The organism is Streptomyces sp. NPDC020875, assembly GCF_040641415.1.
Classification (GTDB): domain Bacteria; phylum Actinomycetota; class Actinomycetes; order Streptomycetales; family Streptomycetaceae; genus Streptomyces.
The window spans coordinates 62,250-87,634 of sequence record NZ_JBFADP010000035.1 but is presented as its reverse complement, the minus strand read 5'-3'; the positions used below and the strand labels follow the sequence as shown (position 1 = coordinate 87,634).

The window sequence follows — 25,385 nt, the reverse complement described above, 5'->3', positions numbered from 1 at the left end:
CCCCGGCCGGGACCGTACCGCCCGGCGGGGGTGTCGGCGCCGCGGTCATCGGATCACCCCTTCGGTACGGGCGGCCCGCCGGGTCACCGCGTTCTCGGCGGCGCCGGTGATCGCGGCGACGATGTCCTCCCGGGTGGCGTCGCCGATGGTGAAGGTCCCGTTGTTGCGGCCCAGCCGGAGCACGGCGACCCGGTCGGCGACCGCCTGGACGTCCGCCAGGTTGTGGCTGATCAGCAGGATCGCCAGACCGCGGGTCCGGAGCCGTTCCACCAGATCGAGTACCTGGGCGGTCTGCTCGACGCCCAGGGCGGCGGTGGGCTCGTCCAGGATCAGCAGCCGGGGTTCGCCCAGCAGGGACCGGGCGATGGCCACGGTCTGGCGCTGGCCGCCGGAGAGCGACGCGACGGGGATCCGGACACTCGGAATCCGGATGGAGAGGGTGGTCAGCAGCTCGTGGGAGCGGCGTTCCATCTCGATCTCGTCCAGTACGCCGGAGCGTCTCAGCTCCCGGCCGAGGAAGAGATTGCCGACGACATCGAGATTGTCGCAGAGCGCCAGGTCCTGGTAGACGGTGGCGATGCCCAGCTCCTGGGCGTCGTGCGGATCGCCGATCCGGACCGGGGCGCCCCGCCATTCGACGGTCCCGCCGTCCGCCGGGTGGACTCCGGCGATCATCTTGACCAGGGTCGACTTCCCGGCTCCGTTGTCGCCGACGAGGGCGACCACCTCGCCCGCGTGGACTTCGAGGTCCACCTCCGTCAGGGCCCGGACGGCCCCGAAGCGCTTCGAGACCCGGCGTAACGCCAGTACCGGCACAGCGGACATATCGACCAACTCCTTCGCCGCCTGACCGGCGGGGTGCGCACCGGGCCCGTCCGAGCGGGGCGGGGCCGCGGTACGAGTACGGGTGCGGTGGATCCGGCGGCCCGGCGCGGGGGCACCGGGAGGCCGGGGCCGGGGAGGCCGGGGCCCTCCGCGGGGGCCGGGGGCCGGGCTACTTCAGGCCGAGCGCGTCGCAGGCGGCGCGATACTTGTCGGTACAGATCTCGGCGATGGTGTAGATACCGTCCTTGACGACGGTCTCCCGGACGTTCTCCCTGGTCAGGGATGTCACCTCCACCAGGGCCGCGGGGACGCCCCGGGTGGTGGGGCTGTCGACCGAGTCCTTGGCGACGGTCCCCAGGTCACGGCCCCGGGCCAGAGCGACGGCCATCTCGGCGGCGGCGTTCGCCTCGCCCGCGTAGGGCTTGTAGACGCTCTGGTACTGCTCACCGGCGACGATCCGCTGGACGGCGGCGAGTTCGGCGTCCTGTCCGGTGACCGGTGGCAGCTTCTCGAAACCGGCGGCCTTCAGGGCGGTGATGATGCCGCCCGCCATGCCGTCGTTGGCCGAGTAGACACCGATGATCTCGTCCTTGCCGAGGGCCGTGATCGCGCTCTCCATATTGGAGTTGGCGTTCTCGGGCTTCCACTCCTTGGTGTCGTACTCCCGGCCGATGTTCACCTTGCCGTCGAGTACGGCGTGGGAGCCCTTCTTGTAGAGGGCGGCGTTGGGATCGGTGACGGAGCCGTTCATCATCACGATCCGGCCCGATTTCGCCCGGTCGCCGAGGGCGGCGAGCAGCGCCTCGGCCTGGACCCGGCCGACCTCCTCGTTGTCGAAGGAGGTGTAGGCGTCGATCGGGCCCTCGGCCAGCCGGTCGTAGGCGACCACCGGGATCCCGGCCTCCTTCGCCTTGCGGACCCCGCCCGCGACGGCCCTGGAGTCCACCGCGTCGAGCACCAGGACGTCGACCTTGTTGGTGATCATGGTGTCGATCTGCTGGCTCTGCAGGCTCGCGTCCTGCTTGGCGTTGGCGTAGACGACCTCGCCCCGGCCGTTGGTCAGCTCACTGATCCGCTTCTCGATCAGAGGTTTGTCGAACTTCTCGTAGCGGGCGGTCTGGTTCTCCGGGAGAAGCAGACCGACCGCGATGTCGTCGCCCTTGGCGGCCCTGGTCCCGGTGGCCCGGTCGCTCTCCTCGTCCCCGGACTCCTTGGCGCTGCCGCAGGCGGTCAGGGCCAGGGCCGCGGCGGCGGATAAGGCGGTGGACACGACACGACTCAGCCGAGCGTTCATCGTTACCTCCTGACGCGGCCGCGTCATCGCGGCCGAGGTGACAGGCAGTCAACTCGGCCGGATCTGCGGGGTCAAGGAGTAAATCATTAACGAGATGACAACGGTGCCATCCGTTCTCTAAGTGAATGCTTCTCACACTCCGGGGGCGGTTCGGCCGACCAGGGCCGAGTCCCCCATCTCGCTCAGCACCAGGGCCACCGCGCCCAGCACCTCGGCCCGCGCGCCCAGCGCGCCCTTGACCACGGTCAGCCGCTGGGCGGCGCTGGGGATCGCGTACCTGGTCAGCGCCGTACGGAGCGGGGCCAGCAGCACCTCGCCCGCCTCGGCGATCTCCCCGCCGACCACCACCACCCGGGGGTTGAGCAGATTGCAGAGCGCTCCCACCCCGACGGCCAGATGCCGCCCGGTGTCGGCGATCACCCGGGCACAACCGGGGTCCCCGCTCCGGGCGAGCCGTACCACCCGGTCCATGGTCAGCCCGGGGCCGTGGACGGGGTGGAGCAGCGGCAGTACGTACCGTACGGCGGCGAAGGTCTCCAGACAGCCCCGGTTGCCGCAGCGGCAGACCGGACCGGATTCGTCGAGGGTGAGATGGCCGATCTCGCCCGCGGTGCCGCCGGGGCCCCGGTAGATCCGGCCGCCCATCACCAGTCCGGCGCCGACACCGCCCGCGACCTTGATGTAGGCGAGGTCGGCGACGCCCCGGGCGGCGCCCCAGATCAGTTCGCCCAGGGCCCCCAGATTGGCGTCGTTGTCCACATGGACCGGGACGCCGAGCCGGTCCGACATCTCCTTGCCCGGGTTGGAGCCGACCCAGCCCGGCAGCATCGAGGTGGGGCCGATCATCCCGGACTCGCCGTCGATGGGTCCCGGTACGCCCAGTCCGACGCCGAGGACCTTTTCCGGGGCGGTCCCGGTGGCGGCGATCAGCCGGGTGACCATCCGTTCGGCCCGGTCGAAGCCGCCGTCGGCCGACGAGTCCACATCGAGCGGCTCGGAGTCCTCGGCGAGCACCTGGTGGGCGAGGTCGGCGACGGCGACCCGGAGATGGGTATGGCCGAAGTCGACTCCGACGACGACCCCGGCGGCGGCGCTGAGGGAGATCGACCGGGCCCGCCGGCCGCCCGCCGAGGTGGGGGTGACCTCGACGGTGCCGCTCTCCTTCAGCTCGCGGACGATATTGGAGACGGTGGCGGCGGAGAGTCCGGTGCTCCGGGCGATCTCGGCCTGGGTGAGCGAGCCCGCCATCCGTACGGCCCGGACGACCCGCTCCAGGTTGGCCCGGTGCAGGGACGTCTGCGAACCCGGAGTCTCCACGACCCACCACTCCCGCCGAATGCGTACAACTTGTGAACTCCAAGCTGACCCGGGCGGGGGAATCGCGTCAAGGGGCGGAGGTCCGGACCGGTCCCGGGGCGCCACCCGGGGCGGCGGGCAAGGCTGCGGGCGGCACGCATCGACGCCCCCGGCGGGAAATCAGCCGGGGGCGTCGGGCCGGGGGCGCCTCGGGAGGCGCTGCGGTCCTTCCGTACGGGCTACTTCAGGGCGCCGGCGGTCAGACCGGCCACCACCTGCCGCTGGAAGATGATGTACGCGGCGAGTACCGGCAGCATCGCCATCACCAGCCCGGCGAAGAGACCGGAGTAGTCACCCTTGTATCCCTGGCTGACCGCGAGCTGGACCAGCCCCTGGGAGAGCACCTTCCGGTCCGGATCGGTGTTGAGCACCGTGGGCAGCAGATACTGATTCCACTGTCCGAGGAAATTGAAGATCCCGACACTGATCAGTCCGGGCTTCGCCATCGGCAGCATGACCTGGAAGAACGTCCGGGTGTGCGAGGCCCCGTCCATGAACGCCGCCTCCGCCACCGAGGTCGGCAGCGTTCGGAAGAACGCCGTCAGGAAGAACACGGTGAACGGGAGCGAGTAGGCGATGTACACCAGGATCAGTCCGTGCAGGGTGTTCAGCATGGACATGTTCTGAAGGACGTAGAACAGCGGCACCAGCGCCAGGATCACCGGGAAGCTCATTCCTCCGATGAAGAGGAAGTAGATGAACCGGTTGCCGGGGAAGTCGAACCGGGCCAGGACATAGGCCGCCATCGATCCCAGCAGCAGCGTCCCGATCAGCGAACCGCCCACCACCAGAATGGTGTTGAGGAAGTAGTCGCTCATCCGGGCCTCGTTCCAGGCCCGGGACCAGTTGTCGAACTGGAGGCTGTCCGGCAGCGACCACGGCGTGGTGAAGATCGCCTTGTCCGTCTTGAAGGAGGACATCACCGCCCAGAGCAGCGGCAGCACCACCAGGATCGCCCAGATGACCAGCACACCGTGGGAGAAGACATTGAGGACGCCGCCCTCGGACTTCTCCGTCCGGCGGACGGGGGCCGCCGGCTTCGGTACGTCGGTCGTCTTCGTCAGCTCGGGGCCGTCACCGGCCACGCCCTCGGCCGTGGTGTCAGTCGTCTTCATCTCAGTACTCCAGCCGCTCGCGCCGACCCAGTCGCATCACCGCGGCCGCGAAGAGCAGGGTGACGAAGAGGAGGGCGACACCGATGGTCGTCGCGTAGGCGGCCTGGCCGTCGCGGAATGCCTTCTGGTACACGTACAGCGGCATGACGATGGTCGAGTAGTCGGGTCCGCCGCCGCTGGGGCCGACCGTCATGATCTGGACCACCGCGAAGGACTCGGCGCCGAGCGCGAGGATGCCCATATAGATCCACCCGGACTGCACGGTGTCCCAGAGCAGCGGCAGGGTGATCTTGAAGAAGGTGGTGAACCGGCTCGCGCCGTCGAGCAGGGCCGCCTCGTAGAAGTCCCGGGGGATGGAGGCCATGCCCGCCGAGAAGAGGACCACGAAGAATCCCACGGTCGACCAGACGAGGACGACCATCACACAGATCAGCGCCAGATCGGGGTCCCCCAGCCACTGCGGCTGGGCACCGATGCCGAAGGTCTTCAACGCGGTGTTGATGGCCCCGTCGGCCGGGTTGTACGCGAACTTGAAGAGCAGGGCCACGATCGCGATCGAAAGGACCTGCGGGAAGAAGTACACGATCTTGTAGAAGCCCGAACCCCGGACTCCGGTGACCGCCGCACCCTTGCGCCGCCGCCCGCCGACATTGATCATAAAGGCGAAGAACAGTGCCAGGCCGATCGTCACCAGTGGCAGCGCCACGGCGAAGGTCAGGCTGTGCTGGAGCGACTTCCAGAAGACGTCGTCCTCGAACATCCTGGTGTAGTTGTCGAAGCCGACCATCGAGAATTCGGGACTGAGTCCCGTCCAGTTCGTGAACGAATAGTAGATCGACTGGATGAACGGCCAGATGACGAAGAGCGCGTAGAGCGCCAGGGGGACTACCAGGAACCCCGCGATGAAACGGTACTTACCGTGCTGCATTTCCTACCGACCCCGATCTTCCCTCGGAAAGCACCGCTGGTGCCGTGTGGAGGCCGGGGCCCCGTCCCCGGTCGGCCGGACGGGGCCCCGACAGGGTTCACTGGCGCTTGAACTTCTTGATGGAGTCGTCCTTGGCGGTCTCGTCGGCGACCTTCTGAGCCTTCTTGATGGCCTCGGCCGGGGTGATCCGGCCCGCCATCAGCTCACCGAGAGCCGCACCGATCTTCTCCTTCTGAAGCGCCGCGTACCAGTCTCCGAGCCGCGGGTTGACCACATTCGTACCGGCCTTCTCGAGGGCGGCGACGACGGACTTCATGCCCGGGGTCAGCTCGATACCGTCGGTACCGCCGTCGAACGCGCTCAGCGACTTCACGGCCTTGGTGAAGTTCCGCGACGAGTCGGCACCGAGCATGATCCGGAGCTGCTCCATGCCGCCGGCCTTGTTCTTCGCCTTGGAGGGGACGATGAACGGCTCGCCGCCGGAGGCCCAGAGGGTACCGAAGGGCATCTTGTCGCTGGAGTCGATGCCGGTGGGGGCACTGACGGCCAGGTCGAAGTCCTTCGGCATGGTGTTCGCCGCCTCGTTCTCCACCCAGGAGCCGTTGGGGATGAACAGCGCCTTGCCCTCGGTCCACTTGGTCTGCGACTGGATGTGGTCGAGACCGGGGGTGCCGTCGAGGACGTACCCCTTCTTCTTCAGCTCGTAGTACCGCTCGAAGCAGTCCTTGACCGCGGGGTGCTTCCAGGCGTTCGGCTCCAGGTTGTCGATCGCCTTGATGACGTCCGGGCCGCCGCGCTTGGCGATCATCGGGTAGAGCGTGAAGGGGATGTAGTACGGGTGGACACCGGCGTAGGTCCAGCCGGCGATGCCCTTCTTCTTCGCCTTCTCGCAGACCGCCAGCATCTGGTCCCAGGTCTCCGGGTACTCGGCGTCGAGCGAGTTGAGAAGCTTCTGCGAGTACCAGACGCCGTAGACGGTGTAGGCGTAGTAGAGCATCCAGACCGGGGAGCCCTCGAACTGGCCCATCTCGACGATGCCCGGCCGCAGGGTGTCGCGGACCTTCTTCTTGGGGTCGTCGTAGGAGGGGGCGTCGAGCAGCTCGGTGAGGTCGTGCAGCTGCTTCTGGGCGACCAGGACGCCCATGTCCATCTGTTCCTTGCCGGAGTTGTCGATCAGGTCCGGCGGGGTGCCGCCGTTGAAGCGCGGCTGCAGCTCGGTCTGGATCGCCTGGGTGGCGTGGAACTTCACCTTCGCCTTGGGGAAGTTCTTCTCGTAGACCTTGACGGCGTCCCGGGCGTACTGGTCGCCGAAGCCGCCATTGAAGAGCACGAAGTCGAGTTCGGCCGTCTCATTGACCGCCAGGGGGTTCTTCTCGGACTTCGTGCCCTTCTCGGCTTCCTTCTTGTCGCCGTCGCCGCTGGCACAGGAGGACAGAAAGCCCACTGCGGGTACGGTCATCAGGCCCAGCGCCGCGGAGCGCTTCATCAGCTTCCGACGGCCGAGACCGCCGTTCTCGTGGACGGAGGTGGATCCCATGCTCAAGTCCTCGCCTTCATCAGGACTCAGGCGGTGAACAAGTCGCCCGTCCGTCACGCCTCCCGGCGCAGGGCTCCGCACACCGCGGTGAATTGCTGTGATTTCCCGCAGGAAACTCAGTAAAGCTTGGGTGGTGCACCTTTCTTCGGGAGCCCCGGCGGTGGTCATCGCGTTTACGGCACACGGCGGCCCACCCGCCCGTTCCCCCTGGCCCGGACGGTGTCGTCGGACACCCGCTCGGACGCCGACAGGTATAGTCCACTTCCCTCAGGGGGAGCAAGATCAAGAGCAAGGTTCACTGTCAGTCTTTCCCTAGTTGAGACCGTACGGATATCTCCCCCGCCCCGGACATGGGACGTCCCGCTGACACCCGCCTGACATGCGAAGGCGGGTATGACCAGATCGTTCTCAGCGGAATGGCTGATTCCAAGCACATCGCGCCGCTATTGCGCGCCGACATCGCACCGGCGCTCTTGACAGGGCCGGGCGCCCGCCTCCCGATGGGGTTGCTCCGGGGATTCGGACAACGTTGCCAACATCCTGATCGCCATGATCGACAGCACTTCCGCACTCGGGACGGGCCGCCGCCGGAGCGGAGCAATAGCGGGAAAGCCGGGGCGGACGGAAAGAACTGCCCATCGGATCCCAAGAGCGCATTCGGCGGGGGAATTCGGGCACCGCCGAAGATCGGAGCACCGGACTTCGGCCGGGATCAGCGGGGTTCACCCGGGCGACGAATGCCGCGATTCGGGCGGGGCGCGGGAGAATGCGGCCGATCCGCATCGGTGCGAAAGTGGCTGGAAAAAGCTGTGCGACCGGTCGGATTTCGATGGTTTTCCCGGGGCGGAACGTACCCCCGGCCCGGCTCGGAGCGCCCCAGGTTCCCGGTCGCGTAGACCCCGCTCCGGCACCCCGGGCCCGGCCCCGGCGCCGCCGCCGGACGCCCGCTTCCGACTCCTCCGCCCCCCGCGGGCCCGGCCGTACGGACCCCTCGGGCCCGCCGTACCGGCCCCCTGCGTCCGGGCGTACGGGCGTCGGAACCGGGCTCCCGGGTCCCGGCTGTCGTAGCGCCCCGGACACCCCTCAGCCCGGCCCCGGGCACCCCCTTCCCCGCCCCCCGGCCTCCTCCGCGGGCACGGCGAAGGGCCGCACCCCCCGGGAATTCACCCTGGGGATACGGCCCTCGTCGTGCCGGTAATCAGGTCGCGGACCGTGGTCCGCGACCGCGTCAGCCGCGGATCAGGTTCCGCAGGACGTACTGCATGATGCCGCCGTTGCGGTAGTAGTCCGCCTCGCCGGGGGTGTCGATCCGGACGACCGCGTCGAACTCCACACCCGTGTCGGTGGTGACCTTGACGGTGCGCGGGGTGGTGCCGTTGTTCAGCTCGGTCACACCGGTGAAGGAGAAGGTCTCCTCGCCGGTCAGGCCCAGGGTCTCGGCGCTCGCGCCCTCCGGGAACTGGAGCGGGAGGACACCCATGCCGATCAGGTTCGAGCGGTGGATGCGCTCGTACGACTCGGCGATGACGGCCTTGACGCCGAGCAGCGCGGTGCCCTTGGCGGCCCAGTCGCGGGAGGAGCCGGAGCCGTACTCCTTGCCCGCCAGGATCGCCAGCGGGGTGCCCTGCTCGATGTAGTTGCGGGAGGCATCGTAGATGAACGACACCGGAGCGTCCTGCTGGGTGAAGTCGCGGGTGAAGCCGCCCTCGGTGCCCGGCGCGATCTGGTTCCGCAGTCGGATGTTGGCGAAGGTGCCGCGGATCATGACCTCGTGGTTGCCACGGCGCGAGCCGTAGGAGTTGAAGTCGCGGCGCTCGACGCCGTGCTCCGTGAGGTACTTGCCGGCCGGGGTGTCGGCCTTGATGGCACCGGCCGGGGAGATGTGGTCGGTGGTGACCGAGTCGCCCAGCTTGGCGAGCACCCGGGCGCCGGTGATGTCGGTGACCGGGGAGGGCTCCATCGCCATGCCCTCGAAGTACGGGGGCTTGCGGACGTACGTGGACTCGGTGTCCCACTCGAAGGTGTTGCCGGTCGGGATCGGCAGCGCCTGCCACTGGGCGTCTCCGGCGAAGACGTCCTGGTAGGACTTGTTGAACATGTCCTCGCCGATGGCGTTGGCGACGACGTCGTTCACCTCGGCCTCGGAGGGCCAGATGTCCTGGAGGTAGACCGGCTTGCCGTCCTGGTCGGTGCCCAGGGCGTCGCGGGTGATGTCGACCTTCATCGAGCCGGCGATGGCGTAGGCGACCACCAGCGGCGGGGACGCCAGGTAGTTCATCTTGACGTCGGGGTTGATCCGGCCCTCGAAGTTGCGGTTGCCGGAGAGGACCGAGGTGACGGCCAGGTCGTTCTCGTTGACCGCCTTGGAGACCTCCTCCGGCAGCGGGCCGGAGTTGCCGATGCAGGTGGTGCAGCCGTAACCGACCAGGTTGAAGCCGACCTTGTCGAGGTAGGGGGTGAGACCCGCCTTGTCGAAGTAGTCGGTGACGACCTTGGAGCCCGGGGCGAGGGTGGTCTTCACCCACGGCTTCCGGCTGAGGCCCTTCTCGACCGCCTTCTTGGCCACCAGGGCGGCGGCGACCATCACATACGGGTTGGACGTGTTGGTGCAGGAGGTGATCGCGGCGACGGTGACGGCGCCGTGGTCGATCTCGTACGTGGACCCGTCGGGGGCCGTCACGGTGGTCGGCCGGGTGGGCACGCCGTTGGCGGTGGCCGGGGCGTCCGAGGCCGGGAAGGACTCCTTGCCCGCCTCCTCGTCGTCGTCGACGTAGTTGCGGACGTCCTGGGCGAACTGCTCGGCGGCGTTGGCCAGCACGATCCGGTCCTGCGGGCGCTTCGGACCGGCGATCGAGGGGACGACCGTGGAGAGGTCCAGCTCCAGCTTCTCCGAGAAGTCGGGCTCGGCGGCCGGGTCCAGCCAGAGGCCCTGCTCCTTGGCGTACGCCTCGACCAGCGCGACCTGCTGGGCGGAGCGGCCGGTCAGCCGCAGGTAGTTCAGCGTCTCGTCGTCGATCGGGAAGATCGCGGCGGTGGAGCCGAACTCGGGGGACATGTTGCCGATGGTGGCGCGGTTGGCGAGCGACGTGGCGGCCACGCCCTCACCGTAGAACTCCACGAACTTGCCGACGACCCCGTGCTTGCGCAGCATCTCGGTGATGGTGAGCACCAGGTCGGTGGCGGTGGTGCCGGGGGTCAGCTCGCCGGTCAGCTTGAAGCCGACGACCCGCGGGATGAGCATGGAGACGGGCTGGCCGAGCATCGCGGCCTCGGCCTCGATGCCGCCGACGCCCCAGCCGAGCACACCGAGGCCGTTGACCATGGTGGTGTGGGAGTCGGTGCCGACGAGGGTGTCGGGGTACGCCTGGCCGCCTCGGACCATGACCGTACGGGCCAGGTGCTCGATGTTCACCTGGTGGACGATGCCGGTGCCGGGCGGGACGACCTTGAACTCGTCGAAGGCGGTCTGGCCCCAGCGCAGGAACTGGTAGCGCTCCTTGTTGCGGCCGTACTCCAGCTCGACGTTCTGGGCGAACGAGTCGCGGGTGCCGAACTTGTCGGCGATGACGGAGTGGTCGATCACCAGCTCGGCCGGGGCCAGCGGGTTGATCTTCGCCGGGTCGCCGCCCAGCTCCTTGACGGCCTCGCGCATGGTGGCGAGGTCGACGACACAGGGGACACCGGTGAAGTCCTGCATGATGACGCGGGCCGGCGTGAACTGGATCTCCTGGCTCGGCTGGGCCTGGGAGTCCCAGCCACCGAGCGCCCGGATGTGGTCGGCGGTGATGTTCGCGCCGTCCTCGGTGCGGAGCAGATTCTCCAGCAGCACCTTCAGGCTGTAGGGCAGCCGCGCGGAGCCCTCGACCTTGTCCAGCCGGAAGATTTCGTACGACTCGTCGCCCACGCGCAGCGTGCTGCGGGCGTCGAAGCTGTTCGCCGACACGACAGTCTCCTTCATCAATGTGCGCGTACTACGTCATGCTGCCGCCATGGCCCCTCATCGATCCGCTAAGGTAGGGCTTAGTTAGGTAACCCTTACCGGGATGGCGACTGCGGTACGCCCGGGCAGTTATCTCGATGTCGAGATAACTCTAGTACATCGCCGCGTCGCGGTCATGCGCGGGCACCCCCGTGGCGCCTCACGAGGGTGCCCCCGCATGCCCGCGTACGCCCTCGACCTGGGGCGCCCGGCACCCGGGGCGGCCCGAGCGTGCTCCGTCACGTCCGGCGGACGGCGACGCGCGCCCTCCACCGCCACCCCTACCCCGCACCGCAGACGTACGGCGACACCCGGAACGCCACCCCTACGCGGCATCCGGCACGTGACATCCGGCACGCCCCACCCCCTCCATGCCCCTACGGATAAATCCGACAGGATCCGCCATACGGGGACGACTCCCTCACCCCTTCCCTCCGGCATTTCAGGATGACCCGGACAGGAGGCAGCACCTTCCCCCGCTCCCGAATGGCGGAATTCTTCCCCTTCGATCCGGCCGGGAATAGCCTGTCCGACAAGGGGCAGAAGTCCGGGACCACCCGAACGGTCCGCCCGGGTTGCCGTGACGCCGCCACCGACGGAGCGTCAGAAGTGCGGCGGACACGGCGCGTACGGCTCACCCGGTTGACACCCCCGACGCGCGCCTCATCTCATATCTGAGATAACCTCTGGCGCATGGCAGACGACTACCTCGTACGCATCGGCAGGCTCATCCGTGACGCCCGACAGCATCGTGGCTGGACACAGAGCCAACTCGCCGAAGCGCTCGGCACCAGCCAGAGTGCGGTCAATCGCATTGAACGCGGTAACCAGAACATCAGCCTTGAGATGATCGCACGCATCGGCGAAGCGCTCGACAGTGAAATCGTCTCCCTGGGGTACGCGGGCCCCATGCATCTGCGCGTAGTCGGCGGACGGCGCCTCTCCGGCGCGATCGACGTCAAGACGAGCAAGAACGCCTGTGTCGCCCTGCTCTGCGGCTCTCTCCTCAACAAGGGCCGTACGGTGCTGCGCCGGGTCGCCCGGATCGAGGAGGTCTACCGGCTTCTGGAGGTCCTCAACTCGATCGGGGTCCGGACCCGGTGGATCAACGAGGGCATGGATCTGGAGATCGTGCCCCCGGCCCGGCTGGACCTGGACGCCATCGACGCCGACGCCGCCCGCCGGACCCGTTCGATCATCATGTTCCTCGGTCCGCTGCTGCACCGCGTGGACAACTTCCGGCTGCCGTACGCGGGCGGCTGCGACCTGGGCACCCGCACCATCGAGCCCCATATGATCGCGCTCCGCCGCTTCGGCCTCGACATCACCGCGACCGAGGGCCTCTACCACGCCCGGGTCGAACGCCCCGCCACCGCCGGACGACCCATCGTCCTGACCGAACGCGGCGACACGGTGACCGAGAACGCGCTGCTGGCCGCCGCCCGCCACGACGGCGTCACGGTCATCCGCAACGCCTCCTCCAACTACATGGTCCAGGACCTCTGCTTCTTCCTGGAGGCGCTCGGCGTCGAGGTCGAGGGGATCGGCACCACGACCCTCACCGTGCACGGCGTCCCCACCATCGACGTGGACGTCGACTACTCCCCCTCCGAGGACCCGGTCGAGGCGATGAGCCTGCTGGCCGCCGCCGTGGTCACCGAGTCCGAGCTGACGATCCGCCGGGTCCCGATCGAGTTCCTGGAGATCGAACTCGCGGTCCTGGAGGAGATGGGCCTCGACCACGACCGCTCCACCGAGTACACGGCGGACAACGGCCGCACCCGGCTGGTGGACCTGACGGTACGCCCCTCCAAGCTGGAGGCGCCCATCGACAAGATCCACCCGATGCCGTTCCCCGGCCTGAACATCGACAACGTCCCGTTCTTCGCCGCGATCGCGGCGACGGCCCAGGGCCAGACCCTGATCCACGACTGGGTCTACGACAACCGGGCGATCTACCTCACCGACCTCAACCGCCTCGGCGGTCGGCTCCAGCTCCTCGACCCCCACCGCGTCCTGGTCGAGGGCCCCACCCGCTGGCGCGCCGCCGAGATGATGTGCCCGCCCGCCCTGCGCCCCGCGGTGGTGGTCCTGCTGGCAATGATGGCAGCCGAGGGCACCTCCGTACTGCGGAACGTCTATGTCATCAACCGCGGCTACGAGGAGCTGGCCGAGCGGCTGAACTCGGTGGGCGCGCAGATCGAGATCTTCCGCGATATCTGAGACACGGGCGCCGCTGCACCCCGCCCGACCTGCGACTTAGCGGGTCAGGGAGGGGGCGGCGGCGTCTCTGGGACTTCACTGGGACTTTGGTTAGTTCCGGTTGGTGGCCGTCCGTTCGCGTGCCGTCACCGGGAGTTGGCAGGTTCTCGGCCTTCTGCGCTCGGCCTCCACCGGAGTCGGGTCGTCCCAGGCAGCGTGACAGGCACTGGCGCGAACTGCTCCATGCGCTTCGGATGGCACGGGCCACGCTGGATGGCAGTGGCACGTCCCGGACCCTGCACCCCCTTGGGGAGCGCGAAGCAAAGCTTCGCCCGTACTATGAAGATCTCCAGGGACCGTCGGCCCCGCTGGGCGACCTCGGCCTTCAGCTCGACCAGGTACGGCCCCGACCCCGCCCCGGCCACCAGTGACGTGACGCCCGGCACCCGCTCGGCAATCACGTGTACCAAGGCTCCGGCCTCGGCCAGGACGACTGCGGTGGTGAGCCTCATTGCCGTGCGTGGCCCAGCCAAGCCGGCCACCTAGTACTCCAGCAGGATTTCGCTGTCTGAGCTGTGGTTTTCAGCGGGCGGCGGGAGTGTAGCGGGTTGGTGGGTGGTCGGGGGCGGTCTCACGGAGGCCGCCCCTCGAACGTGTGCAGCCGCCGCCGGTAGTGACAGCGTCCGGGGAAGCCTCCACGTGTGATCACCGAGAGTGCTGCCGAGCAATGGGACCTGGAGCTGGACGACCTCTTCCTGACCATCGGCCACCGTTTCCACCGCGTCGAGCTCCGCCGCCGTATGCGTGACTACGTGCGTGGCCTGCTCGCCCCGGTCGCTCGCAAGAACAGCTGGCAGCTGGCCGAGCAGGCGGGCCACGCCACTCCCGACGGCCTGCAGCACCTGCTGGCCGGCGCGAAGTGGGAAGCCGACGACATTCGCGACGACCTGCAGGAATACACGGCCGACAAGCTGAGAGAAGACGGCGGAGTCCTCGTCGTCGACGACACCGGATTCATCAAAAAGGGCACCACGTCCGCCGGGGTCCAGCGCCAGTACTCCGGAACCGCGGGACGCACCGAGAACTGCCAGATAGGCGTCTTCGCCGCCTACTGCACCACGCGCGGCCGGGCGCTGGTCGACCGCGAGCTCTACCTCCCCAGGGCCTGGGCCGAGGACCGCGAACGCTGCCGAACGGCCAGAGTCCCCGACGGCCGGGAGTTCGCCACCAAGGGCCAACTGGCCCGCCGCATGGTACTGCGCGTCGCCTGGGTCACCGCGGACTCCGCCTATGGACAGGACGGCCGTTTCCGCCGACTGCTGGAACAGTCAGGCGTCGGCTATGTCCTGGCCGTGCCCAAGTCGCAGTTCACCGTGGGCTGCCCCCGCGTCGAGGGCCTGTTCGCCCAGGCCCCGGACGAGGCGTGGGAGAAGATCTCCTGCGGCGGCGGCGCGAAAGGACAGCGACTCTACCACTTGGCAGCGGTACGGCTGGCGGCCGTCGCCGAGTTCGACTACCAGGGCGAGTTCCCCTGCCGGATGCGGTGGGCGCTGGCCCGCCGCAGCATCCGCAGGCCCGGCGAGATCGCCTACTACCTCGTCTACGCCCCGCTGGAGACCACCGCCCACCAACTGGTGCGGATCGCCGGGGCGCGCTGGACGATCGAGGAGTGTTTCCAGGCCGCGAAGAACGAATGCGGCCTGGACCAGTACGAAGTCCGCCGATACGTCGGCTGGTACCGGCACATCACTCTCGCCATGCTCGCGCACGCCTTCCTCGCGGCCACGGCACAGCAGGCCCGGGAAAAGGGGGCGGAACCGGTGAGGCAGCCGGGGCTGTCGAGCTCACCGTGGCGGAGATTCGGCGACTCCTGGCAGCTTGCCGTCCCCAGCTCCCGCACCTGCGCGGATACAGAGACCGACGTCACGCGATGAACTGGTCGCGCTGGCGCCGACAACGCCAGGCGGTCGCACGCCACTGTCACTACCGGCGGCGGCTGCACGCGTTCGAGGGGCGGCCTCCGTGAGACCGCCCCCGACCACCCACCAACCCGCTACACTCCCGCCGCCCGCTGAAAACCACAGTTCAGACAGCGAAATCCTGCTGGAGTACTAGTCAGCACTCGCCACGACCGCTGGCCGCCGACGGGGCAGCGTGCGATGTAGTGGATCTCCCGGCCTGTCATGTGGTGAACCCGTTTGTCCCAGCACGCTTTATGGAATCACCAGGAGCCCGGTCTCTTCCTCGGTCTCACATGTTGCGGCTTCCCCGGGAGTCTCCTCGGGTTCGATCTTCCCTGCCGGGAACTGCCAGGAGAGTGCCCCTTCTGCCACACGTCGCCGCCCCTCACACGACGACGGCAGCGGCGACCGCTCTTCTGGCCTCGACCGTCACGACGATCCCCTACCGTCGAACCTGGATCAGCGCGTGCGTGCCACTCGTACGCCAGGCAGCCCCGGACCGATCCAGCGCGTCCAGCGCTTCCTGCTCCAGGCCGACGATGACGTCGGACTTCAGAGTCCGGAGCGCCGCGACTGCCCCCGGGAAGTATGCGGTGAGACCGGCGAAGGGCGCCGTGGCGTCCCACAGCCGGTCGCCCACCAGACGTCGATAGTTGAGGTCGCCCTTGAGGATGGTGAGCGTGGTGCTCGCGAACTCGCCGCGGAGGTCCTCGGGCATGTCCTCGTACGGCAGCGGAGCGCAGAAGAACGGGTGGGCACGGACCTCCAGGGTTCCTACCGCCATGGCCTTCCACAGCCGGCCGCCGATCGCTCCGGCTTGGCCGGGTGCCTCGGTGAGGCGGCGGAGGCAGTCGACGACGTCGGCCGTCATCGCGTCGGAAACGTAGTAGGGGTACGGCTTGAGGTGCAGCACAGCCTGTTCAGCATGCCGCTGTTCGAGGAGGTGGTCGATGAGGATCAGGTCCGGAATCAGCTCGCGGCCCGCGTTGTCCGCCACCACGGCGACGGTCGAGGAGCCCCCGACGGGCAGCAGCTGCCACAGCACGGTGCTGTCGTCGGCCACCAGGGCGGAGACAGCCGCGTCACCGGCCGCTGTCTCCCCCGCCAAGACGCGGAAGCCGAGGTCCGCGCGGTTGCCCCAGAGCGACGCGTGGAGCAGGGCCGCAGCCCGCTCGTCCGCCGGAACGCTCGCGAGCGCGTCCAGGGCCCGCAGTTCCTCCTCCACCGCCTCACCGCGCAGCTCGGCCTGCTTGAACGGCGCGAACGGATCGACTCCCTGCCACGGCCCGGTGCCGAAGTACCCGACCGCGCCGAGGAGCCTGCGGTAGAAGTAGCTCTCCGCCCAAAGGAACGGGGCGTCGAACCAGGAGCGCCCGAAGTGCTCCTGCCCCCAGTCCGCCCAGCGCTCACGGTCGTGCTCTCCGGGAGCGAGTGACTCGATGACGCCATTGGTGATCTCGTCCAGCAGGGCGTCGAGGGCCCCGTGCTGCGGGCGGCCATAAGGGAAGGCGTCTCGTACCTGCTGGATGAGGGCAGGGTGGCGCTTGGCCAGCACGCCCCAGGCGAACGAGCCGGGCTCGTTGCTCAGGATGACCGGCGCTCCAGCCGTATCACCCGAGACGAGGGAGGTCTTCTGTGCCATGTTGTCCAAAGCCCTTCGCATGTCGCTCACGTATCCATGACCTTCAGGCCCACGACACCAGCCGCGCTCCCGATCAGCACCTCACCCGTCGCCGGTTCGAAGGCGGCGCAGTGCAGTGAGGCGTCCACCCGGACCTTGGCGATCTGCCGCTGTTCGCCGAGCGACCAGACGCGCACCGTCCCGTCCGCCGCAGCCGACACGAGGCGGTCCTCGTCGCCCATGAAGCCCAGCATGAGGATGCGGCCCGTGTGACCGGAGAGGTGGGAGGTAAACCGGTCCGTCCCCAGATGCCGTACCGCGATGTCTCCGGTTCCCGCCCCGACGGCCACGCGGTCGCCCGGACCGTCCACGGTGACGGCGCGAGCCCACCCGCTGGGGCTACTGAACCGGCTTCTGAAATCCCCTGTGGGGGCGTGCCACACGCGCACCGAGCCGTCACCACCGCAGGCAGCCAGAACGTCTCCGCTGTCGTCGAACGAGAGCGACCGCAGCCGACCGGCGTGCACGTCCTGAGTCCACAACAGCGTCGCGGTAAGAAGATCCCAGCACCGGATGTGTCCGTCGCCCGTGCTCGCAGCGATACGAGGCGTCGAACGGGCCATCGTCACAGCCCACGTTCGCGGGGTGTCCTGGTTCAGGGTGAGCGACCATGCCTGGTCGGGCAGCGACCAGACCCTGACCGCGCCGTCGCCGCAAGCCGCAGCGACGTGCTCCTTGCCACAGGCCAGGGACCAGACTCGTCCATGGGCGGCGGGCAGCCTCCTGCCGACCGCCGCTGTCGCAGTGTCGACTACGTCGACGCCGCCGGCCCCGTCGCCGACCACGGCGATACGTCCGCCGGCCGCGAACTGTGTAGACCACACGGTGTTCGAGCCGTCGGCCAGGGTCCTGAGCCTGCTCTTCCCCACAGTCCAGAGGCGGACAGCGCCGTCCTCGCACCCGGCGACCACAGTGCCGTCGCCCGTTCTGGCGAGTGAGCGCACCCAGTCCACGCCCCGTGGCAGGTGCGTCTCGCCTACGGGCGCCTCATCTGAGAACGCCTGGATTCTCGGCTCCTCGGTGGCGGCGACGAGAAGGTCGTCATACGGGGACAGAGCAACGGCACGTACGCGCGCCCTGAGGTCGGCTATCCGGCGGATGATCGCGAGTTTCCTGTCGGCTACGTCCCACAATGCCGCAGAACGGTCACCGGACCCCGAAGCCAAGACAGGGGAACCGGGGGCGAAGGCGACGGTGCGGACCCAGTCCCGGTGTTCCGCACGTTCGTCGAGGAGGCGGCCGGTGCGCAGGTCGAAGAGTCGGACGAACTCGTCCTCCCCGGCTGCGGCCACGAGCGAGTCGGAGTCCCCGCCGATGGCCACGGACCAGACAGGGGTACCTGCCGCCCGCATCGTGCGCAGGAGCACGAGCCGCTCCAGGTCCCACGCACATACGGCTCCGTCCTCGGCACCGGAGACCAGGACGGATTCGGCTGAGGAGAAGGCGAGGCTGCGAACACGGCGGTTGTGCCCGGGCAGCACCCCTACAGGTTCGCCGGTGTCCGTGCGCCACAGTCGGATCGCCCCGTCGTCCCCCGCTGAGGCGAGAACCATCCCGTCCGCGGAGAGCGCGGTGGCGAACACCCATCCGGTATGGGCTTCGTGGGCTCGGAGGAACTTGCCCGTGTTCAGGTTCCACAGCCTGACCACCCCGTCCTCGCCGCCTGATGCCACGAGGCCGCGGCTGGCGGACACACTGACGACTGCACCGATATGACCGCGCTCCGTCACCGCCTCGGAGCTCACCTCCGGGGGCGGCAACAGCCAGCTCGGGGCGAACACCGTCCCCTCCCTCGCAGCGCTTTCCAGGGCTCGGGTCGCCTCTGAGGTGGATGCACGCCGCAACACGATCGAGAGGGTCGAGGCAATGTCGGACGGGCTCTCCAGCCCGTTCAGCAGGTACCCGGCACCGGTCAGGGCCCGTGCGGTGGCCCACACCTGGTGCTGCGGGCGGCCGACGTCGTGGCGCTCGGGCATGGCGTCGAGCACGGCGGCGTCCGCGGTCAGAGACTGGTGTCCGACCAGTTCGACCTTGCGTATGACGTACGTCGGCGAGGCCAGCAGGTCGATGAGCTCGGTGTCGAGGCACGCCTCACGCAGGTGGTAGGGGAGGTGACGCCACAGGTATCCCTCGCTATCAGCGAGCGTTTCCCAGGCACCGTCCGTGCTCTGCCGGTACGCCTCGATCAGGGACCGGTGCAGGGTCGCCCACTGCTCGCCGACCAGATGGCGCAGGTAGGACCGGAACACGTCGTGCAACACGATGGCGTTCCGGTCGGCCAGGTAGGCGCCGATCAGGGACCGGTCGGACAGCACCCGGCAGAACTGGCGCACCACGTGGGGAGCCCATTCGTTCGCGGTGCCCCACCAGTGGGTGAGCACCGACATGGGGATCGGCACCGACGGAGGGAACACGGCCAGGGAGAGGTACCGGTCCCGGAGGTCCGTGCGACCGGCGATCGAGACGCTCTCCGCGAGGCTGCGGAGGCTGGACTCGAGCGCCTGCCCGATGGCGTTCCTGCGCTGGTCGGAGTCCCAGACGTCGAACGCCTGGGGACCGTGCGCGCGGATCGTCGCGCTCGTCTCCGTGACGGCGCGACCGGCCGGGGCGCCGAAGCCGACCTCCTGCGAGACGTTCGCGCCGACGATCGAAGCGAGCAGCGGCCATCCTCCGCACACGCCTGCGAGGCGTGCGGCCTCGGCGTCGTCCAGGGCACCGACGTTACGGACGAGCAGCTCGCGGATCTCCCCCGGGGCCATGGGCCCCAGGCGCACGACTCGGGCGGAGCTGGGGCAGACGCGCACGTTCCGCGTGGTCACGAGCCGTACGCAGTCCTCGCCGCCGAGCAGGAAGGGGCCGAGGTCGGTGGCGGACCAGACGTTGTCGACGACGAGGAGCGCACGTCGTCCCTGGAGCAGGCGGGCGAGGTGAAAGCCGGCCTGCTCCGGATCGGCGAGGGACGGACGGTTGCCGTCGAGGTGGACGCACAGGTCGGAAATCAGCTCGACGACCCTGGCGGCCGTGCATCCCTCGCCGGTCTCCACCCAGAGGATCTCCGAGAAGGAGTCCCGTACGCGCGGGTCGTGGCACACCTGCGTGGCCAGCGTCGTCTTGCCGAACCCGCCGGGGCCACACAGGGCGACCGTGGCGACGGTGTCGTCCTGCGCCGCCTCACGGAGTACGGAGACGAGCCCTTCGAGATCTTCGGACCTGTGCACCAAGCCGGGCTCCGGAACAGGTATGGGGCGGTATTCGTCCGGCGCCGGCGCGGCCTCGGGCGTCGGAACACCGACGGAGTCCCAGAAGCGCTGCCGCACCTCCGCGTCGCTCCGTTCCAACGCCGTGTCGAGTAACGCCTGGGAGTCCGGCGCGACGACGATCTCCTCGCCCCGGGCCTCCCAGTTGGACACCGTCCGGTCGCTGACGCCGAGGTAGGACGCGAAGCCACGCACGCTCCGTCGCGTCGCGAGCCGCAGAGCACGCGCCTCCCGTCCGGTCCAGCGCTGCACTGTGGCCACCTGAGCTCCTTCGACCGACACCGACGACGGTAACAGGGTAGGGCGGCCTGACCAGCGGCGTAGACCCTTCGCTGCGACGGGAGTTCAGCGCGGATGCAGCACCCGGGCCATTCCGGCCAGGTCCGCGCGAGGCGCACCCGTCGCTCTGGACAGCGGCAGGGCTGCACCGCGAGTGCGACACCACGACAGCCCGCTGATCAGCGTCGCTCGGCAGTCTTCTCGGCACGGAGCACCACGGCTCCGTGGGCAGTCGAGAGGGGTGGTCACAGCGTGAGCGGAACAAAAGAACGACAGGGCGATCCGGGCGACTGGTCCGGAGGGCAGATCGCCTACTACCGGGCGCGAGCCGACGAGTACGACGCCACGTACGGCACCCGCATGGACATGCCGCGGCTCGCGAAGGCCCTGGACGCGCTGCCGATCGGCGGTGACATCCTGGAGATCGCCTGTGGCACGGGCCAGTGGACCCGGCTCCTCTCTCGTCGGGCCCGCAGCCTGACCGCGCTGGACGCGGCGCCGGAGATGCTCCGCCGGGCCCGCGACCGTATGCGAGGAACCGAGACCCGCTTCATCGAAGCCGACGTCTTCGGCTGGGAGCCGGACCGCCAGTACGACACGGTGTTCTTCGCGTTCTGGCTCAGCCACGTGCCACCGGTGGAGATGGAAGCGTTCTGGAACCTGCTCAGGTGGGCTCTGGTGCCCGGCGGTCGCGTGGTGTTCCTCGACGACTCGCCGGCGAAGGCGGAGATCGAGGACCGGGTGGGAGCGGCGTCCGTGCCGACCGTCCATCGCACCCTCTCTGACGGCTCCCGTCACATGGCCGTGAAGGTGCTCCGAGACTCGACCGAGCTCACCTCCCAGCTGAGCGGTCTGGGTTGGGACGCCCGCGTCGAGGCGATCGACCCGTTCCACCTCGTCGGCGTGGCCCGTGCCAAGGAGGGCTCGTGACCACCGTCAACGGCTACGCGGCCCGGCCCAGCGCCCGGGCTGGCGAGGTAGTGCGCCTGCACATCGCCACCACCGCGCCCCGCTTCCACGTCGACTTCTACCGCTGGGGAGCCGAACCGCAGCACGCGGGCCACGTCGAGTGGCCCGGCCGTGCCGGGTTTCCTGGAAACTTCGACGCGGACTGGCAGTGGCCCGCGTACGAGTTCCTCGTACCCCCGGAGTGGCGGTCCGGTGTCTACATCGCCGTGCTGGGCACGGAGCGCGGCTCCGGCACACCGCCGTTGGATGCCCGGGAGGCGCGCTTCCTCCTGGTCGTCGCCCCCTCCGCGCCCTCCGGTCGCAGGATCCTGTACAAGATCCCGACGTTCACCTACCAGGCGTACAACACGGCGGGCGGCGGCAGCCTCTACAGCGCCGCCCACGTCACGACGCGCCGTCCCGGGGGCGGTGTCGGTGGGCCCGTGAAGGGTCTGCCGGACGCGTACGACCCGTCATCGCCCCGGCAGACGTTCGCCCACTGGGACGCCCCCTTCATCGCCTGGATGGAGCGGAACCGGATCGAGTCCGACTACTGCACCGACCTGGACCTCCACGAGGGGCTGTTCCTGCGGGACGGATACCGTCTCCTGGTCGCCGCCGGTCACGACGAGTACTGGAGCACCGACCTCCGGCGCCACGTGACCGCCTTCCGGGACGCCGGCGGCCACATCGCCAACTTCGGGGCCAACACGTGCTGGTGGCGAGTCGGCGTCACCCCGGACGGGACAGGGCTGTCCTGCGACAAGTTCCCGCCCGGAGCCCCCGCCGGCACCGACCCGGACAGCTCGTACGGGTGCCCGGACCACTGGTGGGAGTCGGAGCCGGAGAACACCCTCCTGGGCGTGAGCTACCGCAATGGCGGCGGCCACTGGGAAGGCACCCGCGCTTCCCAGGGCTTCGTCGTCACCGACGCCGGCCACTGGGCCTTCGCCGGCACAGAGCTCAGGACCGGAGACAGCCTGGGACACGGCGGGGCGCTGATCGGCTACGAGTGCGACGGCGCGGCGTTCGAGTACGACGCTGTCGGCCGCCCGCGCCCCACCGGCCAGGACGGAACGCCGAAGGACTTCGAGATCCTCGGCATCGCAGAGCTCCCCCCTGCCTGGAACTTCGCCGCCCGGGAGCCGATGCCCGGCCCCCGGGCCGCCACGCTCGGCGTCTTCACCGCCGGCGGCACGATCTTCACGGCCGCCACCACCGACTGGGCGCGCCTCCTGGCGACCGATCCCCAGGTCGCCACGGTCACCCGCAACGTCATCACCCGGCTCTCCTGACCGAAGGGATGGGATCGTCGTGCCCGGAAACGGAATCGGCAACGTACGACCGCTCGACGTCATCATCGGTGTCAACGGCATCGGTATGGGACACACCGTCCGGCAGAGCGTGATCGCCCAGTACCTCCGCGACCGCGGACATCGGGTCCGGATCGTCACCAACGGCCAGGGCAGGGTCGAGTACTTCCGGGACCTCGGCTTCCCCGCCTGGGACGCCTGGATGCCGACGCTGCTCGCGCGCGACGACCGGATCCACGCCCGCGACGCCCTACGCGCGAACATCCGGCAGGCGGCCGGAGGTCTCCTCCGCCACCTCCGGCTGCGCCGGGCCGTCCGGAACAGCGGCGTCCCGGACGTGTTCGTCACCGACTACGAGCCCAACACCCCCCGTCTCGCCTACCACTTCGGTCGGCCGCTCGTCTCCATCGACCAGCAGAGCAAGTACCGGCGCCTCGACCTCCCCACCGTCGGCCGGTACGCCCGTACGGCCGACGAGCAACGGCTTCGGTACTTCGCGCCCCGCATGGACCGGTCCTTCATCTGCTCCTACGTCCCGCTGAGTGCCGAGGACCAGAGGGTGGAGTTCATCTCCCCCGTCGTTCCGGATCTCGTCAGGTCGGCGCAGGTCACCACCGAGCCCATCGTCACGGCCTACTTCTCCCGCTACTTCGACCACGGCCCGGAGGAGTCCGTCCGCGAGCTGGCCTCGGTCTTCCGCCGGTCCGTACCGGACCGCACGCTGCGGATCTACGCACAGCCGGCGGAGCTGAGGTCCCTGCGTGGGTACGCAGACACCCGGATCGAGATACGCGCCTTCGACCGCGAGGCGTTCATCGCGGACATGGCCCGTTCCGAGGCCGTCTTCTCCAACGCGGGCTTCAACCTGATCAGCGAGGCCCTCGTCCTCGGCAAACCGGTCCACCTCGTCCCGTTGCCGACCTACGACCAGCATTGGTGCGCCAAGGTCGTCGACGAGGCCGGGCTGGGCACTGCCGCCCCGCGCGTCGAGCGGCGAGCCGTCCTCGACTTCCTCGCGAGGCGGCCGGTGCTCCGCGACAACGTCGTACGCCACCGCGACCTGTACCTCGCAGCCGATCCCCGGGAACGGATCGCCTCGTACCTGGAGAGCCTGCCGGCCGGCGACTGGCCGATGCCCGCGCCGATCGCGGGGTAGTCGACATGCCGACTCCCCCAGTTCCTTCCTACGTGGTGACCGCGGCGGTCGTGGCCGCCGCAGTGGCCTGCTACCGATTCGGGGTCTCCCCCGCGGTACGGGCTCTCGCTCGGCGCCCCACGCCACTGGCCATGGGTACGGCCGTCGCGGTCATCGCCCCCTTGGCCCTCCGTCCGTCGCCTCTCCCCGAGCAGCTGCGCTGGTTCGTCGTCTTCGTGATCGCCCTCCTCACCTGGCGAGGCGCCACGAGCGACTACGACGTCACGCTGCCCATCGGTCCCCAGCGTCGGGACAAGCTGATCCTCCTGCTCCTCGCCGTCGCGTCCTGCCTCTGGGCTCCCGCCCTGCTGGCCTGGATCGCCGTGTTCTGCGGCAGGCTGCGTGGCTGGCAGCACCACGCGATGATGTCGGTGAGGCTGCTGAAGGGGTACCTCGCCTGGTTCCTCGTGACCGCAGTCCTCACCCCGCCCCCGTCCGACTCCACGGCGGGTCTGGTGCTGGTACTCGGCTGCGTCTCGCTGTCGCACTACGTCAAGCCGGCCTGGAGCAAGGCCCGTCTGGGGCCGCGCCCCTGGTCGTGGGCCTGGCACAACCGCACGCACTACCTCATGGCCTCGGCGTACTCCTGGGGCTGGGCGCGCTTCCTCCCGTCCGGAAAGGTGTCTCAGCTCCTGCGCCGGACGAGGGCCGTGGACCGCCCCGTCAACATCCTCACGATGGTCGTGGAGGCTGCGGGGCTGGTCGCCTTCCTGGACCGTAAGCTGCTGATGGCGATCCTGGTGGCGACCGCACTCTTCAACCTCGCCGTCGCCCTCGCCTCCGGCATCCTCTTCTGGGAGAGCATCGCCGCCAACACCGGACTCGCGACGGTCGTCGGGCTGCTCCCCGGCACGGAGTACGACACGGCCTTCGGGTGGCCCGCCGCACTGGTCGCGCTCACAGTGATCCTGCTCAGCACCGCCGACCTGCTGTGGCAGCCCTGGCATCTGGGGTGGTGGGACTCACCCTTCACCGCCCGCATCCACTGGCAGGTGGAGACCATTTCCGGTGCGACGCGAGCTCTCTACAACAACTACATGTGCCCATACGAGCGTGAGTTCGGCCGCGTCGAGGGCTACTTCCTGACGGACGAGCCCGTCCTCCACGGACACCTCGGAATCGTCTGGGACCGGCGGATTCGCGATCTCCTCGTCCAGGCCGACGGGGACGCGAACCAGCTACACCAAGTCAAGCAGACCTACGGCCGGACACACAGGAACGAGGAACGGTCGGCCGAGCACGTCGCCTTCCTGACCGCCATGTTCACCCGGCTCAACGCCGGTACTCGAAAGAGCCTCCTGCCCTGGTGCCTACATCACCTCAAGGCGCCCGGGGGCCAGCTCTACCGGTGGGGCGATCTGCCCGCCTACCGCGGCGAGGAACCCGTCCGCCGCATCACCATCCGCTACGAGGAGCGCTGCTACCTCCCCCAGACCGGCGACTTCGTCCTGCTCGCCGATCACGTCGTACGGGAGATCGACCTCAGCGCTCCGATGACCCACCTGGAGGACTGAC

16 protein-coding genes and 1 pseudogene are annotated in these 25,385 nt (G+C 69.0%); 6 read left to right on the top strand and 11 right to left on the bottom strand.

Annotated elements, in window-relative coordinates; genetic code table 11:
• Positions 1–45: 45 nt before the first annotated feature.
• The 7 genes from AB0G74_RS21075 to acnA all read right to left on the bottom strand — a co-directional run bounded on the left by AB0G74_RS21075 (position 46) and on the right by acnA (position 10,998).
• Positions 46–825, bottom strand: coding sequence for an ATP-binding cassette domain-containing protein (locus AB0G74_RS21075; RefSeq protein ID WP_361148412.1), 780 nt, complete (start codon positions 823–825; stop codon positions 46–48).
• 169 nt (positions 826–994) lie between these two features.
• On the bottom strand, positions 995–2,119 hold the full coding sequence (locus AB0G74_RS21070) for a substrate-binding domain-containing protein (protein ID WP_361148410.1): 1,125 nt from the start codon (positions 2,117–2,119) through the stop codon (positions 995–997).
• A gap of 132 nt (positions 2,120–2,251) precedes the next feature.
• A complete protein-coding gene (locus AB0G74_RS21065; RefSeq protein WP_361148408.1) occupies positions 2,252–3,436 on the bottom strand; it encodes an ROK family transcriptional regulator in 1,185 nt (394 codons plus the stop codon).
• 218 nt (positions 3,437–3,654) lie between these two features.
• The gene (locus AB0G74_RS21060; RefSeq protein ID WP_361148406.1) at positions 3,655–4,590 is read right to left on the bottom strand and encodes a carbohydrate ABC transporter permease; all 936 of its coding nucleotides are present in this window, start codon (positions 4,588–4,590) and stop codon (positions 3,655–3,657) included.
• A gap of 1 nt (position 4,591) precedes the next feature.
• Positions 4,592–5,518, bottom strand: a complete 927-nt coding sequence (locus AB0G74_RS21055; RefSeq protein WP_358826857.1) for a sugar ABC transporter permease — start codon at positions 5,516–5,518, stop codon at positions 4,592–4,594.
• 97 nt (positions 5,519–5,615) lie between these two features.
• On the bottom strand, positions 5,616–7,055 hold the full coding sequence (gene ngcE, locus AB0G74_RS21050) for an N-acetylglucosamine/diacetylchitobiose ABC transporter substrate-binding protein (RefSeq protein ID WP_361148404.1): 1,440 nt from the start codon (positions 7,053–7,055) through the stop codon (positions 5,616–5,618).
• A 1,228-nt stretch (positions 7,056–8,283) separates the two neighbouring features.
• Positions 8,284–10,998, bottom strand: coding sequence for an aconitate hydratase AcnA (acnA, locus tag AB0G74_RS21045; RefSeq protein WP_361148402.1), 2,715 nt, complete (start codon positions 10,996–10,998; stop codon positions 8,284–8,286).
• Positions 10,999–11,727: 729 nt separating this feature from the next.
• Between acnA and AB0G74_RS21040 the strand changes: the two genes are divergently transcribed.
• Positions 11,728–13,257: a UDP-N-acetylglucosamine 1-carboxyvinyltransferase gene (locus tag AB0G74_RS21040; RefSeq protein WP_358826860.1), complete on the top strand. Its 1,530-nt coding sequence runs from the start codon at positions 11,728–11,730 to the stop codon at positions 13,255–13,257.
• Between the two features lie 320 nt (positions 13,258–13,577).
• Here the strand turns inward: AB0G74_RS21040 and AB0G74_RS21035 are convergent.
• Positions 13,578–13,748: pseudogene (locus AB0G74_RS21035) on the bottom strand (FAD-binding oxidoreductase); the annotation flags it as partial.
• 222 nt (positions 13,749–13,970) lie between these two features.
• Between AB0G74_RS21035 and AB0G74_RS21030 the strand changes: the two are divergent.
• A complete protein-coding gene (locus tag AB0G74_RS21030) occupies positions 13,971–15,170 on the top strand; it encodes an IS701 family transposase (protein ID WP_361148425.1) in 1,200 nt (399 codons plus the stop codon).
• Positions 15,171–15,449: 279 nt separating this feature from the next.
• On the opposite strand, the gene AB0G74_RS21025 is transcribed toward AB0G74_RS21030, so the two are convergent.
• The 3 genes from AB0G74_RS21025 to AB0G74_RS21015 form a co-directional block, all read right to left on the bottom strand.
• A complete protein-coding gene (locus AB0G74_RS21025; RefSeq protein ID WP_361148399.1) occupies positions 15,450–15,569 on the bottom strand; it encodes an NUDIX domain-containing protein in 120 nt (39 codons plus the stop codon).
• Between the two features lie 70 nt (positions 15,570–15,639).
• On the bottom strand, positions 15,640–16,839 hold the full coding sequence (locus AB0G74_RS21020) for a damage-control phosphatase ARMT1 family protein (RefSeq protein ID WP_361148397.1): 1,200 nt from the start codon (positions 16,837–16,839) through the stop codon (positions 15,640–15,642).
• Positions 16,840–16,865: 26 nt separating this feature from the next.
• Positions 16,866–20,396 carry an NB-ARC domain-containing protein gene (locus AB0G74_RS21015; RefSeq protein ID WP_361148395.1) on the bottom strand — a complete coding sequence of 1,177 codons (3,531 nt, stop codon included), beginning with the start codon at positions 20,394–20,396 and terminating at the stop codon, positions 16,866–16,868.
• 270 nt (positions 20,397–20,666) lie between these two features.
• On the opposite strand from AB0G74_RS21015, the gene AB0G74_RS21010 reads away from it, so the two are divergent.
• From AB0G74_RS21010 to AB0G74_RS20995, 4 genes are read left to right on the top strand one after another with little or no spacing between them, the layout of a single operon-like run.
• Entirely contained in the window at positions 20,667–21,344 is a 678-nt protein-coding gene (locus AB0G74_RS21010) for a class I SAM-dependent methyltransferase (protein ID WP_361148393.1), read from the top strand.
• The gene (locus tag AB0G74_RS21005; protein ID WP_361148391.1) at positions 21,341–22,657 is read left to right on the top strand and encodes a N,N-dimethylformamidase beta subunit family domain-containing protein; all 1,317 of its coding nucleotides are present in this window, start codon (positions 21,341–21,343) and stop codon (positions 22,655–22,657) included. The genes AB0G74_RS21010 and AB0G74_RS21005 overlap by 4 nt, the downstream gene beginning before the upstream one ends.
• Before the next feature lie 19 nt (positions 22,658–22,676).
• On the top strand, positions 22,677–23,831 hold the full coding sequence (locus AB0G74_RS21000; RefSeq protein ID WP_361148389.1) for a glycosyltransferase family protein: 1,155 nt from the start codon (positions 22,677–22,679) through the stop codon (positions 23,829–23,831).
• A 5-nt stretch (positions 23,832–23,836) separates the two neighbouring features.
• Positions 23,837–25,384 (top strand): hypothetical protein, encoded by a 1,548-nt coding sequence (locus AB0G74_RS20995; protein WP_361148387.1) that lies wholly within the window; start codon positions 23,837–23,839, stop codon positions 25,382–25,384.
• Position 25,385: the final 1 nt, after the last annotated feature.

Excerpts from the sequence above, each read along its gene's own strand:
- AB0G74_RS21075 (WP_361148412.1), bottom strand. The coding sequence starts at position 825 with ATGTCCGCTGTGCCGGTACTGGCGTTACGCCGGGTCTCGAAGCGCTTC.
- AB0G74_RS21040 (WP_358826860.1), top strand. The coding sequence starts at position 11,728 with ATGGCAGACGACTACCTCGTACGCATCGGCAGGCTCATCCGTGACGCC.
- AB0G74_RS21070 (WP_361148410.1), bottom strand. The coding sequence starts at position 2,119 with ATGAACGCTCGGCTGAGTCGTGTCGTGTCCACCGCCTTATCCGCCGCC.
- AB0G74_RS21060 (WP_361148406.1), bottom strand. The coding sequence starts at position 4,590 with ATGAAGACGACTGACACCACGGCCGAGGGCGTGGCCGGTGACGGCCCC.
- ngcE (WP_361148404.1), bottom strand. The coding sequence starts at position 7,055 with ATGGGATCCACCTCCGTCCACGAGAACGGCGGTCTCGGCCGTCGGAAG.
- AB0G74_RS21055 (WP_358826857.1), bottom strand. The coding sequence starts at position 5,518 with ATGCAGCACGGTAAGTACCGTTTCATCGCGGGGTTCCTGGTAGTCCCC.
- AB0G74_RS21020 (WP_361148397.1), bottom strand. The coding sequence starts at position 16,839 with ATGGCACAGAAGACCTCCCTCGTCTCGGGTGATACGGCTGGAGCGCCG.
- AB0G74_RS20995 (WP_361148387.1), top strand. The coding sequence starts at position 23,837 with ATGCCGACTCCCCCAGTTCCTTCCTACGTGGTGACCGCGGCGGTCGTG.